The 15,446-nt window shown below is 67.1% G+C and carries 19 protein-coding genes; 8 read left to right on the top strand and 11 right to left on the bottom strand.

Going from position 1 to position 15,446, the window contains the following annotated elements; all coding sequences use genetic code 11:
- The first annotated feature begins 26 nt into the window (after positions 1–26).
- The 6 genes from JWS13_RS19105 to JWS13_RS19130 all read left to right on the top strand — a co-directional run bounded on the left by JWS13_RS19105 (position 27) and on the right by JWS13_RS19130 (position 4,450).
- Entirely contained in the window at positions 27–299 is a 273-nt protein-coding gene (locus JWS13_RS19105; RefSeq protein WP_005244643.1) for a HypC/HybG/HupF family hydrogenase formation chaperone, read from the top strand.
- A 25-nt stretch (positions 300–324) separates the two neighbouring features.
- Positions 325–1,452, top strand: coding sequence for a hydrogenase formation protein HypD (gene hypD, locus JWS13_RS19110; RefSeq protein ID WP_087558187.1), 1,128 nt, complete (start codon positions 325–327; stop codon positions 1,450–1,452).
- Between the two features lie 24 nt (positions 1,453–1,476).
- On the top strand, positions 1,477–2,268 hold the full coding sequence (locus tag JWS13_RS19115) for a DUF6390 family protein (protein ID WP_206011657.1): 792 nt from the start codon (positions 1,477–1,479) through the stop codon (positions 2,266–2,268).
- A gap of 35 nt (positions 2,269–2,303) precedes the next feature.
- Entirely contained in the window at positions 2,304–2,804 is a 501-nt protein-coding gene (locus tag JWS13_RS19120) for a hypothetical protein (RefSeq protein ID WP_206007012.1), read from the top strand.
- Positions 2,805–2,829: 25 nt separating this feature from the next.
- The gene (locus JWS13_RS19125; RefSeq protein WP_206007013.1) at positions 2,830–3,405 is read left to right on the top strand and encodes a hemerythrin domain-containing protein; all 576 of its coding nucleotides are present in this window, start codon (positions 2,830–2,832) and stop codon (positions 3,403–3,405) included.
- Positions 3,406–3,499: 94 nt separating this feature from the next.
- Positions 3,500–4,450, top strand: a complete 951-nt coding sequence (locus tag JWS13_RS19130) for a ScbA/BarX family gamma-butyrolactone biosynthesis protein (protein WP_206007014.1) — start codon at positions 3,500–3,502, stop codon at positions 4,448–4,450.
- Here the strand turns inward: JWS13_RS19130 and JWS13_RS19135 are convergent.
- Entirely contained in the window at positions 4,447–5,094 is a 648-nt protein-coding gene (locus JWS13_RS19135) for a ScbR family autoregulator-binding transcription factor (protein WP_087558344.1), read from the bottom strand. The genes JWS13_RS19130 and JWS13_RS19135 overlap by 4 nt on opposite strands.
- A 35-nt stretch (positions 5,095–5,129) precedes the next feature.
- Here JWS13_RS19135 and JWS13_RS19140 point away from each other — a divergent pair, with 35 nt between their 5' ends.
- Together JWS13_RS19140 and JWS13_RS19145 are read left to right on the top strand one after the other, a co-directional pair.
- On the top strand, positions 5,130–6,107 hold the full coding sequence (locus JWS13_RS19140) for an NAD-dependent epimerase/dehydratase family protein (protein ID WP_206007015.1): 978 nt from the start codon (positions 5,130–5,132) through the stop codon (positions 6,105–6,107).
- A 103-nt stretch (positions 6,108–6,210) separates the two neighbouring features.
- Entirely contained in the window at positions 6,211–7,002 is a 792-nt protein-coding gene (locus JWS13_RS19145; RefSeq protein WP_206007016.1) for a hypothetical protein, read from the top strand.
- Here the strand turns inward: JWS13_RS19145 and JWS13_RS19150 are convergent.
- The 10 genes from JWS13_RS19150 to hypB all read right to left on the bottom strand — a co-directional run bounded on the left by JWS13_RS19150 (position 6,999) and on the right by hypB (position 15,441).
- Positions 6,999–7,253: a HypC/HybG/HupF family hydrogenase formation chaperone gene (locus tag JWS13_RS19150; protein ID WP_206007017.1), complete on the bottom strand. Its 255-nt coding sequence runs from the start codon at positions 7,251–7,253 to the stop codon at positions 6,999–7,001. The two genes, JWS13_RS19145 and JWS13_RS19150, sit on opposite strands and share 4 nt — an antisense overlap.
- 3 nt (positions 7,254–7,256) lie before the next feature.
- Positions 7,257–7,763 carry a hydrogenase maturation protease gene (locus tag JWS13_RS19155; protein WP_206007018.1) on the bottom strand — a complete coding sequence of 169 codons (507 nt, stop codon included), beginning with the start codon at positions 7,761–7,763 and terminating at the stop codon, positions 7,257–7,259.
- Between the two features lie 6 nt (positions 7,764–7,769).
- Positions 7,770–7,889 (bottom strand): DUF6893 family small protein, encoded by a 120-nt coding sequence (locus JWS13_RS46455; protein ID WP_371851542.1) that lies wholly within the window; start codon positions 7,887–7,889, stop codon positions 7,770–7,772.
- Positions 7,886–9,325, bottom strand: a complete 1,440-nt coding sequence (locus tag JWS13_RS19160) for a hypothetical protein (RefSeq protein ID WP_206007019.1) — start codon at positions 9,323–9,325, stop codon at positions 7,886–7,888. Before JWS13_RS19160 ends, JWS13_RS46455 begins: the two co-directional genes overlap by 4 nt.
- Positions 9,322–9,969 (bottom strand): DUF6084 family protein, encoded by a 648-nt coding sequence (locus JWS13_RS19165; RefSeq protein ID WP_206007020.1) that lies wholly within the window; start codon positions 9,967–9,969, stop codon positions 9,322–9,324. Before JWS13_RS19165 ends, JWS13_RS19160 begins: the two co-directional genes overlap by 4 nt.
- Entirely contained in the window at positions 9,966–10,610 is a 645-nt protein-coding gene (locus JWS13_RS19170; RefSeq protein ID WP_206007021.1) for a DUF5947 family protein, read from the bottom strand. The genes JWS13_RS19165 and JWS13_RS19170 overlap by 4 nt, the downstream gene beginning before the upstream one ends.
- A complete protein-coding gene (locus JWS13_RS19175) occupies positions 10,610–11,566 on the bottom strand; it encodes a NifU family protein (RefSeq protein ID WP_206007022.1) in 957 nt (318 codons plus the stop codon). The genes JWS13_RS19170 and JWS13_RS19175 overlap by 1 nt, the downstream gene beginning before the upstream one ends.
- Before the next feature lie 10 nt (positions 11,567–11,576).
- Entirely contained in the window at positions 11,577–13,370 is a 1,794-nt protein-coding gene (locus JWS13_RS19180; RefSeq protein ID WP_206007023.1) for a nickel-dependent hydrogenase large subunit, read from the bottom strand.
- Positions 13,371–13,427: 57 nt separating this feature from the next.
- Positions 13,428–14,483, bottom strand: coding sequence for an NADH-quinone oxidoreductase subunit B family protein (locus tag JWS13_RS19185; RefSeq protein ID WP_072938985.1), 1,056 nt, complete (start codon positions 14,481–14,483; stop codon positions 13,428–13,430).
- Between the two features lie 160 nt (positions 14,484–14,643).
- Positions 14,644–15,441, bottom strand: a complete 798-nt coding sequence (gene hypB / locus JWS13_RS19190; protein ID WP_206007024.1) for a hydrogenase nickel incorporation protein HypB — start codon at positions 15,439–15,441, stop codon at positions 14,644–14,646.
- Between the last annotated feature and the right edge of the window lie 5 nt (positions 15,442–15,446).

Raw genomic sequence — 15,446 nt, forward strand, 5'->3', positions numbered from 1 at the left:
AGAACAGCCCGAGAAGGAGAACCACGATGTGTCTGGGGATACCCGGTCAGGTGGTCGACATCGTCGACGCCGAACAGCATCTGGCCAAGGTGGACGTGAACGGCGTCCAGAGAACGATCAGTGTGCGACTGCTCGCCGAAGAAGGTCTCGTCGTCGGTGACTGGGTGCTCGTGCACGTCGGCTTCGCGATGGCGAAGATCGACGAGATCGAGGCGCAGCTGACGTTGGATCAGGTGCAGAAGATGGGCGCCGACTACGTGAACGAGATCGACGCGTTCAACTCGTCCGAAATCGCGTGACAACAGCAAGAACGAGGTAACAGGGATGAAGTTCGTCGACGAATTCCGGGACCCGGCGGCGGCGCGCGCCCTGGTCAAATCCATCACCGAACTGGCCCGCGGTGACGAGTTCAAGTTCATGGAGGTGTGCGGCGGGCACACCCACACCATCTACCGGCACGGCATCGAACACCTGCTTCCGGAGTCCGTGGAGTTGGTGCACGGCCCCGGATGTCCGGTGTGCGTCATCCCGATGGGCCGCGTCGACGACGCCATGTGGCTGGCCGAGCAACCCGGTGTCATCTTCACGACGTTCGGCGACATGATGCGGGTGCCCGGATCGAAGGGCAACCTCATCGAGGCGAAGGCCCGCGGCGCGGACGTGCGCTTCGTGTACTCGCCGCTGGACGCGCTGAAGGTGGCCCTCGACAACCCCGACCACCAGGTGGTGTTCTTCGCCGTCGGGTTCGAGACCACCGCGCCGTCCACCGCGGTGACCCTGGTGCGCGCGCGGGCGCTGGGCGTGACGAACTTCAGCGTGTTCTGCAACCACGTCACGATCGTTCCGCCGATCAAGGCGATCCTCGAATCCCCCGACCTGCGATTGTCCGGTTTCCTCGGCCCGGGCCACGTGTCCACCGTGGTGGGGCTGCGGCCGTACCGGTTCGTGTCCGAGGTGTACGGGAAACCGATGGTCGTCGCGGGCTTCGAGCCGCTCGACATCCTCGCGTCGGTGCACATGCTGCTCCAGCAGATTCGTGAGGGCCGCTGCGAGATCGAGAACCAGTACAAGCGGGTCGTCCGCGCAGAGGGCAACGTGCAGGCACTGAAGCTGATGGCCGAGACGTTCGAATTGCGCCCGCACTTCGAATGGCGCGGACTCGGTTTCATCTCGCAGAGCGCGCTCAAGGTCCACCGGAACTACGCCGAGTTCGACGCCGAGGAGAAGTTCTCGATGCCGGGTGTGCGCGTCGCGGATCCGAAGGCCTGCCAGTGCGGTGAGGTCCTCAAGGGCGTCATCAAGCCCTGGGAATGCAAGGTGTTCGGGACGGCGTGCACCCCGGAGACCCCGATCGGCACATGCATGGTCTCCCCCGAAGGTGCGTGCGCCGCGTACTACAACTTCGGCAGGCTGCACCGCGAGACGGCCCAATTGCTCGGTCAGCGAGGCTGACCGGTGACGGCGCGCGAACACCCGATGCCGTCCGGGCACCGCGTGTTCGCGCAGTACGCGCACGCCCCGAATGCCCTGGGCTACTGCGGCCCTCCCGGTTCGGAGCGACTACAGGCTGTCGCGTGCGGCGGCGCGCCGGACACCGATGTGGTGGCGATGGCGAGGCAGTTCAGCGGCGCGTGGCCGTACCAGGAGGTGATCGCCCGGCTCGCCGGAATCGCGGACCCGTTGGACGAGAGGGTTGTCCGGGGGTACTGGATCGCGGACGAACTCTCCGACCGCATCGACCGGGCCGAGTTCGGCGACGCGCTGCTGTCCCGCCTCGCGTCGCAGGCCGGCCACTACTGGAAGCACCTCACCGCGGACCTGCTCGGGGAGGCGGCACCCACCCACAACTTCCACGTGTTCGGGGTGTACCCGTGGTCTCGGCTGCTGGACACCGGAATGCCGCAGCCGCTTCAGGTTCTCGACTCCTGCCGCATCCGCTGGGGTGAGGTGGTGGGCGTCGACGCCGATCGCGCACTCGTCCGGTCCCGTCGCCTGTCGTGGGACGGGACGCGGCTGTCGCTCGGGCCCGAGCAGGACGACCCCGCCGACTACCGCGTGCCCGAGGGAACTTTCGTACACGATCTCGCGGTCGGCGACCGGGTAGCGGTGCACTGGGATTTCGTGTGCGACCGCCTCGACCTGGACCAGGTCGAGCGGTTGGCTCGGCAGACGGAATGGCAACTTGCACAGACCAATCAGCGCCTCACCGGGGAGGTGCCCACCCCTTCACCGAAACAGACCGACGCGAACGTTTCCCGGTTACCATGACAACAACTCACGGCCTGCGGCCGGATCGGAGCGACATGAAGAAGATTCTCAATTCCCTGTCCGAGGACGAGTACGTGCTGATCCGCGAAACGAAGAAATCGCAGATGTCCGGTCTCGACGAAGACAGACTGATCAAGCTGCACACCCGCGTCCGACGGGCCCGCAACAAGCACGTCAAGCTGTACCGGCAGGAAGGCGCGGCGAAGGTCGCGGACAAGGGCGCACGTGGGGCCGGTAAAGCGGCCAACGTCCGCAACGCAGACAAGGCGGAAGCCTTCGAAGCCGCACTCAGCCGGGTGAGCAGGCAACTGGCGACCGCGGCACGCGTGAGCGCCCGCGAACTGAAAGACGAACGCCTCGCCCGCGCCCGCAGCGACTCGCCGTCGTTCAGCGAACTCGGCGACAGCGACGGCAAGGTCGGCTCCTCCGGCAAGGCCCGCGTCGACGCCACCCGGAAATCATCCGGCCGCAAGAAATTCGAAGCCTCCACCATCGCCGAGGGCGCACGCAAACAAGCGAAGAAGGACAAGCGGTAAGCCTCGATGCGACGATGGATCGATCATGCCTGACATCATCGAGTTGATTTTCGACGACCACGAGTGGTTCCGGCGACAGTTCGCCGCACTGGACGAATTGAAGTCTCGGCGCCGGGTGGAGATCACGGCCGTGGAGGCGGTGTGGACGCCGCTGGCGAAACGCCTGGATCTGCATGCTGCGGCGGAGGAGGAAATCTTCTATCCCCAGCTTCTCCGCGTCGGCGAGGACGATGAGGCCGAGGCGGAGACCCTCGACGCGATCGGGGACCACAACGACATCCGCGACGGCGTCCGAGCGGCGGCGGGGAACCCCATCCTGTCCGAGGAGTGGTGGGCGGCAGTCGGCCGGACGCGCCGGGCCAACGACGAGCACATGGCCGAGGAGGAACGGGAGGGCCTGGCCGATTTCCGGACCGCCCCGGATGACCTTCGCGAGTCGCTCGGGCGGCGGTTCGCCGAATACTTCCTCGTGCACCGAACCCTGTCGGAGGTGGACACCTCGGACAAGGACCCGAAGGAGTACGTCCGCGAGATCGAAGACGACCTCGACGAGGACGACAACCCTGGATCGCTGCGAATCGGCAGCTTGAAGGGCCGGTAGCAACACTCCCCACATCACAGACCGCGCGGTCTGTGTTCTATAGTTCGGGCGGTCCGCGGCATCGGGCCGGCCGGTTCTGTGGGGAGATGGGGTTGTGGCGCGAATTTCCCGTCCGGTGCCCGATGCCCTTCCTCCGATGTCGTTCGAGCGGACCGTGCCCCGCAGGTACGTGCACCGGCAATCCGTGGCCGAGGTCTTCCTCACCGACTGCGTCTCGCTGCCGGTGCCGGATCGGTTCGTCGTCGCCGCGCAGTGGCCCCGCCTGCACGGCTTCTACCGCACCCGAGACGGGCACTACGACTCCATGCTGCTGGCGGAAACGCTCCGGCAGACCGCCATCTACCTGGGACACACCCGCTTCTCCGTCCCGCTGCCGAACCGGTTCGTCATGCAGCACCTCGAGGTGCATGCGGTGCCCGGCGCGCTGGCGGTGGGTGCGGCGGCAGCGGATGTCGTCGTCGAGGTCACCGTGTCCGAGCACGTGTACCGCGGCGGCGCGCTGTCCGCGTTCCGCGTGGACCTGCGGTTCCGGATCGACGGACAGGACGCCGGCACCGCGACGGGTCACGCGGTGGTTTTCCCCCCGGCCGCCTACTCACGCGCCCGCTGGGGTGAGCGCGGCCCGCGGGCGATCGGTGCGCCGTGGGGTCCCGCTCCCGTCCCGGCTGCACTGGTCGGTCACGTCGACGACGCGCACGTGGTCCTCGGCCCGCGACGCTCCGAGAACGAGTGGGAGTTGCGGATCGACCACACGCACCCCGTGCTGTTCGACCATCCGTGCGATCACATTCCCGGGATGCTGCTGCTCGAGGCTCTGCGGCAGGCGGCCTGCGCCGGCCTCGGCCTACCGGACGCGCACCTCGCGTCCCTGGGCGCCACGTTCCACCGTTTCGCCGAACTGGACGAACGGACCACTATCCGGCTGGACGCGGTGGACGACGGCGCGCTGTCCGTCACCGGGTCGATACGGCAGGGCGGTGTGGCGGTCGTGCACGGAACCGCGGCGCTCGCACCTACCGCGGTGGGCGCATGCGCGCGCAGCTAGTCGGCGTCGTCGGGCACCCAGCGGGCCCGCCGGATCCGGGCGATGTCCTGGTGCCGGCTCGCGGGCATGACTCCGGGGAGCAGGAACCCCCACATGTCGTCGACGCGCTGTTCGAGGTCGGTGCGCTGCGTCAACACCTGGGAGACGGTCTGGACACCGGTGAAGGCGCCGATGACGAACCGCGCCAGCCGCGGCGGGTCGATGTCGGCGAGGAGGTCGCCCTGCTCGACGGCCCGGGTGGCGAGCATCTCGCAACTGTTGATCCAGTCGAGGTAGGGATCCGCGGGGCCCTGATCGTCGGCGCTGAGTTCGAGGGTGATCCGGATACCGGCGCGCACGATCGGGTCGTTCACGATCTGCCGGGCCATTTCGTGGCACAGCATCACGATCTGCTCGATCGCCGACACCTGCTCACGGCCGATCGCCTCGACCGACGCGATGGAGATCCGGTGTTGCTCACCGATGATGAAGCGGGCCAGATCCTCTTTCGAACGGAAATGGAAGTACAAGGCCCCCTTTGTGATTCCGGCGTTCTCGACGATGTTGCCGAGTCTGGCTCCTTCGAAACCCGACTTCTCGAACATCTCCGCCGCCCCGCGGACGATCTGCTGTCGAGTCGCCGCAGCACGCGCCTGCTGAACCACGTTCACACCTTTCCCTGCCGCATGAGAGAAGAACGATGACGATGAAAGCACGGAACACGCGCCCATTGCCCGGAGAGACGGTACCAGCGTCGACCGCGAGCGAGCGTGGTCGAACACCGTCCGCGCCGCCACGTGTCGCGGTCGTGGGAGCGACGGGCTTCATCGGGTCCGCCACCGTGCGGGCCCTGGCATCGGCCGGGATTGCGTGTACCGCGGTCGCGCGCACACGCTCGGACCAGGACATTCCGGGTGTCGTGTTCGCGCAGGCGGATCTGACCGATCCTGCAAGTCTCGGCGCGGCACTCACCGGCGCCGACGTCGTGATCCACGCCGCGTCGTACACCGGCAGCGACCCGGCGCACTGCACCACGGTGAACGTCGACGGCACCGAGAACCTCCTGGCCGCCGCCGCCCGGAACGGCATCCGCCGGGTGCTCTACGTCAGCACCATCGGCGTGTACGGCGACGGACCGCACAGCGGAATCGGTGAGTTCGACGCCACGCCGGCACCCGTTTCGGCGCTGAGCGCGAGCAGGTTGACCGCCGAACACCGCGTCCTCGAATCGGGCGGTTGTGTTGTCCGGCCCGGCTTCGTCCACGGCCCCGGCGACCGCTGGTTCGTCCCCGGATTCATCCGGATCCTCGAGACGCTGGGCGCCTGGGTGGACGAGGGGCGGTCCCGGATCTCGGTCGTCGCGGTGGCGGACCTCGCCCGGCTACTCGCGACCCTCGCCGCGCAAGCCCCGGCACAGTCCGGCGACGTGTTCCACGCCTGCCATCCCGACCCCGTCACCGTCCGCGAGCTCGGCCGGACACTCGCGGACTCCGGCCGCCTGCGACTGCCGGACAGCTCTCTCACCTTCGACGACGCCGTCACCGCCGGAACCCGGCACGGCCTCACCGAACGGCACCTCGACCTGATAGGCAGCGACCACTGGTACGACCCCACGCGCCTGCTGACCGCCACCGGCGCGACGTTCGGCCACGGTCCGCTCGACAACCTCCCGGCGTGAGGAGGTCCGGCAGGAAGTCGGTGGGCGGAACGTCGTTTGCGGTCCGCGGTCGGGGTGTATACCCGGATAGAGATCGATTTCCCCCACCTGACGGAGTGTCGAGATGGCCCTTCTCGCCGAGATCGTCGTGGACACCGAAGGCGACAGCCGGATAGTTGTCCTCTATCCCGTGATGTGGCTGTTCATCGCGGTTCTGGTGACGTTCGTGGTCACCCGGCTCATCACCCGACGCATCCGCTCCCGAGGAGCGGAGCCCGCGGACGACGCCGCGGACTCGGGGGGCGGTCTGATTGGCGACATCACCGTCGGCGGCGTGCACCTGCACCACCAGGTTTTCGGGATCCTGTTCATGACGCTGGCCGGGCTGGCACTGATCGCGACCACCCCGGAGGGCACGGCACTCAACGTCTTCGCCGCGCTGTTCGGCGTCGGTCTCGCACTGACCTTCGACGAGTTCGCGCTGTGGGTGCACCTCGACGACGTGTACTGGAGCACCTCCGGACGAAAGTCGGTGGACGCGATCTTCTGCGCGCTCATGATCACCGGTCTGATGATCGGGGGCGCCGAACTCGTGAGCGGGCAGATCGGCACCGCCCAATGGTGGACGTCGATCGGCTATCTGCTCATCTCACTCGGCATCTCGTTGATCTGCCTACTCAAGGGCAAGTTCGTCACGGGAATCGTGGGGATCGTGTTCCAGCCCGTCGCGATCATCGGCGCGATCCGCCTGGCCAAGCCCGATTCCTGGTGGGCGGTGCGCCGCTACAGCAGCCGGCCGCGCCGGCTGGCCCGCTCCCAGGCACGTTTCGGGGAGCGTTACCACGCCCGCTGGAATCGGGCGCGCGACTTCGTCGCCGGACCGCCGGACCCCCGTCACGCCGAAACGCAGGGCTAGTCTTCGTCCGCCGTCCGCGAGCGTCCCATCATCTCCAGCCCCGCCATCGCCTTTTCGGCGCCTGCCTCGTCCACCTTCTCCATCGCGAAACCCATGTGGATGACGATCCAGTCGCCCGGTTCCAGCCTGACGTCCTCGGGCAGCATCCCGACGTTCACCTTGCGCTGTTCGCCGACCACGTCGACGAGCGCGAGTTGGTTGCCGTAGCCCTCCAGCATGCGCACCACCCGACCGGGAATTCCGAGACACACGATTCAGCCCTCCGTCTTCTCGGGTTGTAGCGTCACTGCGTGGGGCGCCAGAAGTTGATCCACGATTTCGAAGACGGCGTCGACGGCCGGTGCGACAGCGGCGGCGACGCGCGGTGACAGCCCGATTCCCTCGTCGGTGTTGTCCACCTGGCAGCCCAGCACCACGGCCCGCGGCAGGGTCCCGCCGAGCGCGCGGAGGCTGGCGAACACCGCACCCGGATCCATGCTGTGCGCGTCGAGCGGCGCCGCGGGCACCGAATCGGGACCCACCTCGAACGCCCTCAACGCGCCGGGCTCACCTCGATCGGGAACCGCGTCGACCAGCAGCAACGCACCCCACCCGTCGAGCAGTTCGTACGCCAGATGTGTTCCACGGATGCCGAAATCGACGGCCCGGACTCCCGGCGGCAGCGGCCTCGTCGCGACACCACGCAGCACCTCGGGACCGAAGCCGTCGTCGCCGAGGAAGATGTTGCCCACACCGGCAACCAGCACTCGTCTGTCCGTCACGGGGCCTCACATCTTGCGCATACGCAGGTACCGCTTGATGTCGGGAAGCGAGAAGACGGCGACCGCAACTCCGGCGACCGCCAGCAACGCCAGCGCGGCGGTGGTGGCCTCTCCGAGAATCTTCATGACTGTTCTTCCTTTCCGGTGTCTGCCGATACGGGCTCCACCTCGTCCGGGGCGAAGTACAGATACCTGCCGTACCACTCGTGCAACTCGGACGCGGGGTCGTCCATCAGCACGACGCCGACGTGGGTGCCACCGTCGACGTCCGCGTGCACGGTCACCACGCGAGCGAGTTGTCCCGCGAAGAAGAGGTCCTGGGCGTCGGCTCGGCGTGACGGGTGGATCCGCACGACGGTGCCCTTCGCCACCCGGACGCCGTTCACGATCACGCCGTCGATGTCGGGGCGCACGGCGGTGTCGGCGTCCGGATCCCACCACGGCACGTCGTCGGTCAGTTCCGGGACCAGCCCCATGTCGGGGAGGCCCCGCTCCGGGCCGCCAGGGTTCGGGTTGTGCGCGTCCGGGATGTCGGGGCTCGGGAAGTGCGGGTTACGCAGGACGCCGTGCATCTGGGCGAGTGTCGCCGGTGACATCTGCTCGCAGCGGTCGATGATCTGGGCGGCGAGCGGGTCGGTGGCGCGGGCCTGACGCTTCTCCTCCTCGGTGAGCGTCATGACGCGCAGGGTGAGGATCTCGTCGATCTCCGTGGCGTCGAACAGGGCTCCGTCGCTCTGCTCGGCCACCTCCGGGTGGTCGTACAGGATGATCGGCGACACCAGGACGAGGTCCGTCTCCCCCGGCAGACCGGCCAGGACGGGGTAGCAGCGTTCCTGATGGCAGGTCGACGCGAGCGGCGCGGCGTCGTCGGGCGGCTCGAGCAGCGAGACGAACTCGCCCCCCTCGGCAGCCAGCATCAGGTGCGCCCCGATCAGCGAGTGTCTGATCGCCGAATCCTTCGACCACGTGCCGATCGCGTCGATCTTCACGTTCTCGATCGACACCCGCAGCACGTCCAGTCCGTCGTGCCGGTCACTGCCGACGCGGACGACGGCACGCAGCGGCCACCGGGTCCGCACCACGCGCCCGGCGAGGGTGCCGTCCTCCTCACGCAACTCCTCGACGTCCACTCCACCGTCGACGTCCACGTCGAGCCGGCAGTCCTCGAGCTCCTCGGACGGGTACACCGCGCCCAGGTCGATCTCGCGTTCCACCGCCTCGTCCCACGACAGCCAGCTGCGGCCGGCGACGGTGAGTTCCCCGACCGGCTCGAACCCGGACCCCACGGCCTTCTCGACCTCACGCACCTGCAGTTGCAGGAAGCGGACCGTCACCGAGACGCCGGACCGCTGACCCACGCGGGGGCGCAGCAGCGTCTGGCAGGACAGGCGCGGTTCCTCGCCGACTCCCGATTCGGCCGCACCCGGCGGTCCGAGGACGCCGAACTGCCACCGCGATTGGTTCTTCGACGAACTCGCACGATACGGATACAGCAGGTAGCCCTCGTAGAGGACCGCGTCGGCCACGGCCCGGACTCGCTGCAGGGACGCCGGGGAGATCATGCGATCACCTCCCCGGCTCCCTGCAGCAGGTTTGCGATGGCGACGTCCAGTCCGAGAAGACCGTGCGCCGCCTTGTATTTCGCCAGTGCCGCCAGTGTGTCGTGGTCGAGGCGCACCCAGCCCGTGTTCGGGTAGTGCGCCTGGACGAGTTCGCGCCACACCGCCACCGGCAGGTCGTACGTCGATTCCCGGTCCCACGGAATCCGTTCCACCCCGAACCCGGCGACGCCTCGCGTGAAGACCGTTCCGCTGAACAGGAACACCAGCGGCACCGTCGACCCGGCCTCGTCCAGGGCGTGCAGGTACTTCGAGGCCGTCACCTCGAAGTCGTAGGTGCACGGCAGCGGCAACTCCACCACGCTCGACCCGGTGAACCCTTGGGCCACGGTGCTGGTCTGCATCCACTGGAACGGTTTGAGTGTCGACGTCCACCGCTCGCGGGGCCCGAACAGATCGAGCAGACCCTCCACCTCGGTGTCCGTGTAGCGGCGGCGTTGCGGGTCGATGCGGACCTGGCACCGCACGGCCATCGCGTGCACGACGGCGCCGCTCGACTCCGTCACCTCCACCCGCGCAGTCAGATTCGGCGCAACCGCGAACGGCTCCGGGAACACGTCCTCCACACGAAACGACAACTCGGTCACGTCGGCTCCTTCGCGACGCGACTGCGCGCCCGCACGTCGTCGAAGAACGTGTCGATCACGCGGCGCGCGTCCTGGCCGCCGTCGAACCCCCGCCACACCTGCCGCAACTCGCCCACCAACTGGTAGCAGGCGTCGATGGGAACGAGGTAGCACTCGGGGTCACCCTCACCGCGCTCGGGGACCCGCAGCAACAAGGCTTCCGTGTCCGCGGCCAGCTGGCCGAGCGCCGGGTTCACCGCGAGCACACCGTCCCAGGCGTCGAGGGGCAGTTCCGATTCGGTCGCGCCCGCCGGACCGGGATAGAACGCGACGGTCTTCGCCAGCAGCGAATTCCGGAACACGAACGCGAGCCCGACGGGGATCTCCAGTTCGTCCCAGCGTCCGGGTGCGAGTTCGAAGTTCGGAAACGACAGGTAGCGTTCCGGGACGGCCCGGAAGCGCAGTTCGGCGCTCTCGTCCGTGAACAGCAGGTAGCACCCGCGGCACACACACATCAGTTGCCGGTCCTGCACATTCACGACGTGCTGGTGGGCGTCCGCGATCGGCACGGCGCACATGTCGCACCGCTCCCCGACCACAGGTTTGGGCCGCTCGGACGCGATGCGCTGCAGAATGCGCAGCCCGTTCCCCGACGGGCTCATCACGCCACCTCCGCGGCGGGCACGGCCACGGAGACGACGCCGTCGCGCACGAGGACCGGGAGCGGCGACAGCGTTTCGGCGTCCGCGTCGCCGTCCAGGCGCAGGCCCGCGCGACGCGGGTCGAAATGCGCCCGGCACGACGGGCAGCGCAGCACCGCGTCCCCCACCTGCCCACCCGCCTTCCGTTGCAGCGTGGCCCCGGCCAGCGAATTGGTGCAGGCGGCGCACCGGTCCCGATAGGCGAACAACTGCTCACCGATCCGGCACACCAGGATCGGGAGTCCAGCGACGGAGAACCCGGCCACCTCCCCGGGCGTGAGTTCCTCGAGTTCGGGCACCGACACCCACGTCCCGGTGCCGCTCGACCCGTCCAGCCCGTTCGGATGAACATGGGAGAACAGCGATTCCGCGGCGATCAGCCCGGACCCGGCGGCGGGGGTGGCGCCCACCACCTCGATATCCACGGTCTCCGGCGCCGCGGCCAGCACGGCGTCCTTGACGGCGAGTTCCAGCGTCACCGCCGAGGACGGGCAGCTCTGACAACTGCCGGTCAGCCGCAACCGCACCACACCGTCCACCACACCGAGCAGTTCGACGTCACCGCCGTGTGAGCCCAGGTACGGGCGCACGCTGTCGAGTGCGGAGGCGACCCTCGTCTCGACGTCGTGCGGATGGAGTCCGTTCACGAGGAGCAGGCTGGCCACGAGTTCGTCGGCGGCGAGGCGTTCGACGAGGTCGTCGTCGCGGTCGCCGATGATGTCGAGGACGCGCTCCAACCCGGCGCCGTAGAGTTCGACCACCTCCCGGACCAGTTGCTCGGCGCGCTCGCGGGCCACCGAGCCACCTGTCGAACTCGCGTCCAACAAGCTGTCGATCCGTTCGCCGGCTGTCCGCCACCGATCGGGGTCGTCTGCTACTTCGTCACTCCCCCACGTCTCCGATCCGCCACTCTCCATGCGTACCCCGTCACTCGCCGGTCACGGACTGGGTGGGCGAATGCAGCTTCTCCAGCGTCTTTCCCTCACCGAGATACATGTGCACACCGCACGGCAGGCAGGGGTCGAAACTGCGGACGGTCCGCATGATGTCGATGCCCTTGAAGTGCTCCCGGTCGTTCTCCTCGAAGATCGGCTGGCCCTGCACCGCGTCCTCGTACGGCCCCGGCGTACCGAAGCTGTCGCGGGGGTTGGCGTTCCACGGCGTCGGCGGATACGGGTGGTAGTTCGCGATCTTGCCGTCGCGAATCACCATGTGGTGCGACAGGACTCCGCGCACCGCCTCCGTGAATCCGCAGCCGATGCCCTCGTCGGGGACGTCGAACTTCTCCCACGTCTTCGTGTGCCCGGCGCGGATCTCGGCGAGCGCCTGCTCCGCGAAGTGCAGCGCGCACGCCGCCGCATAGGCCTGGAAGTAGGTTCGTGCCCGATCCCGCTCGATCGTGTTACTGCCGTACTGCGGGATCTTCCACTCCAATTCCACCGGGCCCTTCAGCGCGGTCTTCGGCAGGTTGATCTTCACGCTGTGACCGGTCGACTGCACGTACCCGATGTCGACGAGGCCCGCGAGGGCGGTACTCCACAGCCGGGCCAGCGGTCCGCCGCCGGTGTCCAGCGCGAGGTGATCGGTGCCGTCGAACCATCGCGGCGACATCACCCAGCTGTACTTGTCCTCCATGTCGCGTTTCTGCGGGTGCGGGTTGGTGTGCTGGTTCCACGGATGCCTGCGGTCGATCGGGTTCCCGAGCGGATCGTTCTTCACGAACATCTCCTGGTCGGTCCAGTCGTCGTAATACGAACTGCCGAGCAGGATTCGGATCCCCAGGTTGATGTCGACGAGGGACGTCGTGACCAGTTTCCCGTCCACCACGACACCGGGCGTGACGAACATCGCCCGTCCCCACTTCTCCATGTCCTTGTAGGAGAAGTTGCACACCGCCGGATCCTGGAACGACCCCCAGCAGCCGAGCAGGGTCCGGCGCAGGCCGACCTTCTCGTAACCGGGCATCGCCTCGTAGAAGAAGTCGAACAGGTCGTCGTGCATGGGCACGACCTTCTTCATGAACTCCACGTAGCGCATCAGACGCGTCGTGTAGTCGGTCATCAGCTGAATCGTCGCGACCGTTCCCACACCACCCGGGTAGAGGGTGGACGGGTGCACGTGCCGACCCTCCATGAGACAGAACATCTCTCGGGTCCACCGGCTGACCTGCAACGCCTCCCGGTAGAACTCACCGGTGAACGGGTTCAGCGACCGCATGATGTCGGCGATGGTCTTGTAGCCGTGCTCCCCGGCGTGCGGCGCCTCGGTCTTCTCGGCCTGCGCCAGCACCCCCGGATTCGTCTCGGAGACCATCTTCTCGCAGAAGTCCACACCGACGAGGTTTTCCTGAAAGATGTTGTGATCGAACATGTATTCCGCGGCCTCGCCGAGGTTGACGATCCACTCGCCGATGTTCGGGGGTTTCACACCGTAGGCCATGTTCTGGGTGTAGCACGAACACGTCGCATGGTTGTCACCACAGATGCCGCAGATGCGGCTCGTGATGAAGTGGGCGTCGCGTGGGTCCTTACCCTTCATGAAAATCGAATAACCACGGAAGATCGACGAAGTGCTGTGGCACTCCACGACTTCCTTCTGCTTGAAGTCGATCTTCGTATAGATGCCCAGGCTACCCACGATGCGCGTGATCGGATCCCACGCCATCTCGACCAGGCCGTCGGATTCCGACTTGTGCGAAGGTTCCGGAATGATCGTTGTCATCGACGTACCTCTCAGTGTTCGAGGCCGGCGGACCACCGCCCGAGACCCCGAGCGGGACTACCAGGTGCGTGTCGCGCCCGTGGTCAGTTTCGTACCGCGACTGCGCCAGTGCGGCTCTTTGTCCAACGTGTTCTTGGTGATCTTGCGCAAACTCCGAATAGCCGAGCCGTACAGCCCGGACGCCGTCGTCGAGAGTTTGCCGCCCGGCGGTTCGTCCATGAACGGCATGAACTTGTCCGGGAAGCCCGGCATCGTGCACCCGATGCAGATACCGCCCACATTCGGGCACCCACCCACACCGTTGATCCAGCCCCGCTTCGGGACGTTGCACTTGACGACAGGACCCCAGCAGCCCAGCTTCACGATGCACTTCGGTGAGCCGTACTCGGTGGCGAAATCACCCTGCTCGTAGTAGCCGGCGCGGTCGCAGCCCTCGTGGACCGTGGCGCCGAACAGCCACTGCGGACGCAGCGCGTCGTCGAGCGGAATCATGGGCGCCTGCTCGGTGGCCATGTAGAGGAGATACGTCAACGTCTCCGACAGATTGTCAGGCTGGATCGGGCAACCGGGAACGCAGACGATCGGAATGCCCGCCTTCGACTTCCAGTCCCAGCCGAGATAATCGGGAACACCCATCGCACCGGTCGGATTGCCCGCCATCGCGTGGATGCCGCCGTACGTCGCGCACGTGCCCGCCGCGACGATCGCCGTCGCCTTCGGAGCCAGACGGTCGAGCCACTCGCTCGTCGTCACCGGCTGACCGGTCTCGGGATTGTTGCCGAAGCCGCACCAGTAACCCTCGTCGTGAAGTTGCTCGTTCGGGATGGAACCCTCCACCACCAGCACGAAAGGTTCGAGTTCGCCGCGGTCCGCCTTCCAGAACCACTCCAGGAAGTCGTTGGCGCCGCCCTCCGGACCGTTGTCGAAGTCGATCAGCGGCCAGTGCACGGCCACTTTGGGCAGGCCCGGCAGGGCGCCCAGGGCAATCTCCTCGACACTGGGCTGCGTCGCAGCCGTCAAGGCCACCGAATCGCCGTCGCAACTGAGTCCCGCATTGATCCACAGCACGTGAATCAGGGTGTCCTCGGCGTTGATTGCTTCCTGTGTCGGCATATCAGGTCGCTTTCCGGAGTGAACACAACTCCTGTCGCCACCGGAGTCGACCGTCGGCCCACCTGCGTGGCGCTGATATTTATTTAGCTCCGCCGCCGAGCGGATGTCAACGGTCCCCGGCGCGTCGCACCGCCGTGTCCGGCCCCGTCGTGTAAAGGACTCACTGCTTCGCGATCCAGTCGTACCACTGCTGGATGCCCTGACCGGTCGTCGCCGACAAGGTGATCATCTGCAGGTCGGGGTTCACCGACCGGGCGTACTTCGTGCACAGGTCGACGTCGAAGTCCACATACGGCAACAGGTCCGCCTTGTTCACGATCACCAAATTCGCCGCCGCGAACATGTGCGGATACTTGAGCGGCTTGTCCGTCCCCTCGGTCACCGAGATCACCACCACCCGGCTCTTCTCACCGAGATCGAACAGTGCCGGACAGACCAGATTCCCCACGTTCTCGATGAACAGCAGCGAATTCGGTTCGGGGTCGAGGGCAGTCAGCGCGTCCCGCATCATCTCGGCGTCGAGATGACACCCGGCGCCCGTGTTCACCTGTACCACAGCACATCCCGTCGCCTTGATGCGGTTGGCGTCGAGCATCGTCTCCTGGTCGCCCTCCACCACCGAGACCCGACGCTGCCCACCGATGTCGGCGATGGTGCGCTCGAGCAGCGTCGTCTTCCCCGACCCGGGCGAACTCATCACGTTGAGAGCGAGCACCCCGCGCCCCGCCAGCCAACCCCGGTTGCGCTCCGCCGTGAGGTCGTTCTTCGCCAGCACCTTCTGCTCGAGGGTGACGGTCTCGGTCTCGGTCGCGTGCTCGTGAGTGTGCGGGTGTTCGTGAGGGTGCTCGTGGTCGTGTGGGTGCTCGTGGTCGTGCGGGTGCTCGTGGTCGTGCGGGTGCTCGTGCGGCACCGTGATCCTGGTCCCGGTCTCGTCTCCGCATCCACAGGTGGCACACATTTGCG

Source organism: Rhodococcus pseudokoreensis (assembly GCF_017068395.1).
GTDB classification, from domain to species: Bacteria; Actinomycetota; Actinomycetes; order Mycobacteriales; family Mycobacteriaceae; genus Rhodococcus_F; species Rhodococcus_F pseudokoreensis.

Bases quoted from the DNA above. Each gene is read 5' to 3' on its own strand.
- JWS13_RS19125 (WP_206007013.1), top strand. From the start codon at position 2,830: ATGCCTGACATCATCGAGTTGATTTTCGACGACCACGAGTGGTTCCGG.
- JWS13_RS19180 (WP_206007023.1), bottom strand. From the start codon at position 13,370: ATGACAACGATCATTCCGGAACCTTCGCACAAGTCGGAATCCGACGGC.
- JWS13_RS19175 (WP_206007022.1), bottom strand. From the start codon at position 11,566: ATGGAGAGTGGCGGATCGGAGACGTGGGGGAGTGACGAAGTAGCAGAC.
- JWS13_RS19140 (WP_206007015.1), top strand. From the start codon at position 5,130: ATGACGATGAAAGCACGGAACACGCGCCCATTGCCCGGAGAGACGGTA.
- hypB (WP_206007024.1), bottom strand. From the start codon at position 15,441: ATGTGTGCCACCTGTGGATGCGGAGACGAGACCGGGACCAGGATCACG.
- JWS13_RS19105 (WP_005244643.1), top strand. From the start codon at position 27: ATGTGTCTGGGGATACCCGGTCAGGTGGTCGACATCGTCGACGCCGAA.
- hypD (WP_087558187.1), top strand. From the start codon at position 325: ATGAAGTTCGTCGACGAATTCCGGGACCCGGCGGCGGCGCGCGCCCTG.
- JWS13_RS19145 (WP_206007016.1), top strand. From the start codon at position 6,211: ATGGCCCTTCTCGCCGAGATCGTCGTGGACACCGAAGGCGACAGCCGG.
- JWS13_RS46455 (WP_371851542.1), bottom strand. From the start codon at position 7,889: ATGAAGATTCTCGGAGAGGCCACCACCGCCGCGCTGGCGTTGCTGGCG.
- JWS13_RS19160 (WP_206007019.1), bottom strand. From the start codon at position 9,325: ATGATCTCCCCGGCGTCCCTGCAGCGAGTCCGGGCCGTGGCCGACGCG.
- JWS13_RS19185 (WP_072938985.1), bottom strand. From the start codon at position 14,483: ATGCCGACACAGGAAGCAATCAACGCCGAGGACACCCTGATTCACGTG.
- JWS13_RS19115 (WP_206011657.1), top strand. From the start codon at position 1,477: ATGCCGTCCGGGCACCGCGTGTTCGCGCAGTACGCGCACGCCCCGAAT.
- JWS13_RS19120 (WP_206007012.1), top strand. From the start codon at position 2,304: ATGAAGAAGATTCTCAATTCCCTGTCCGAGGACGAGTACGTGCTGATC.
- JWS13_RS19170 (WP_206007021.1), bottom strand. From the start codon at position 10,610: ATGAGCCCGTCGGGGAACGGGCTGCGCATTCTGCAGCGCATCGCGTCC.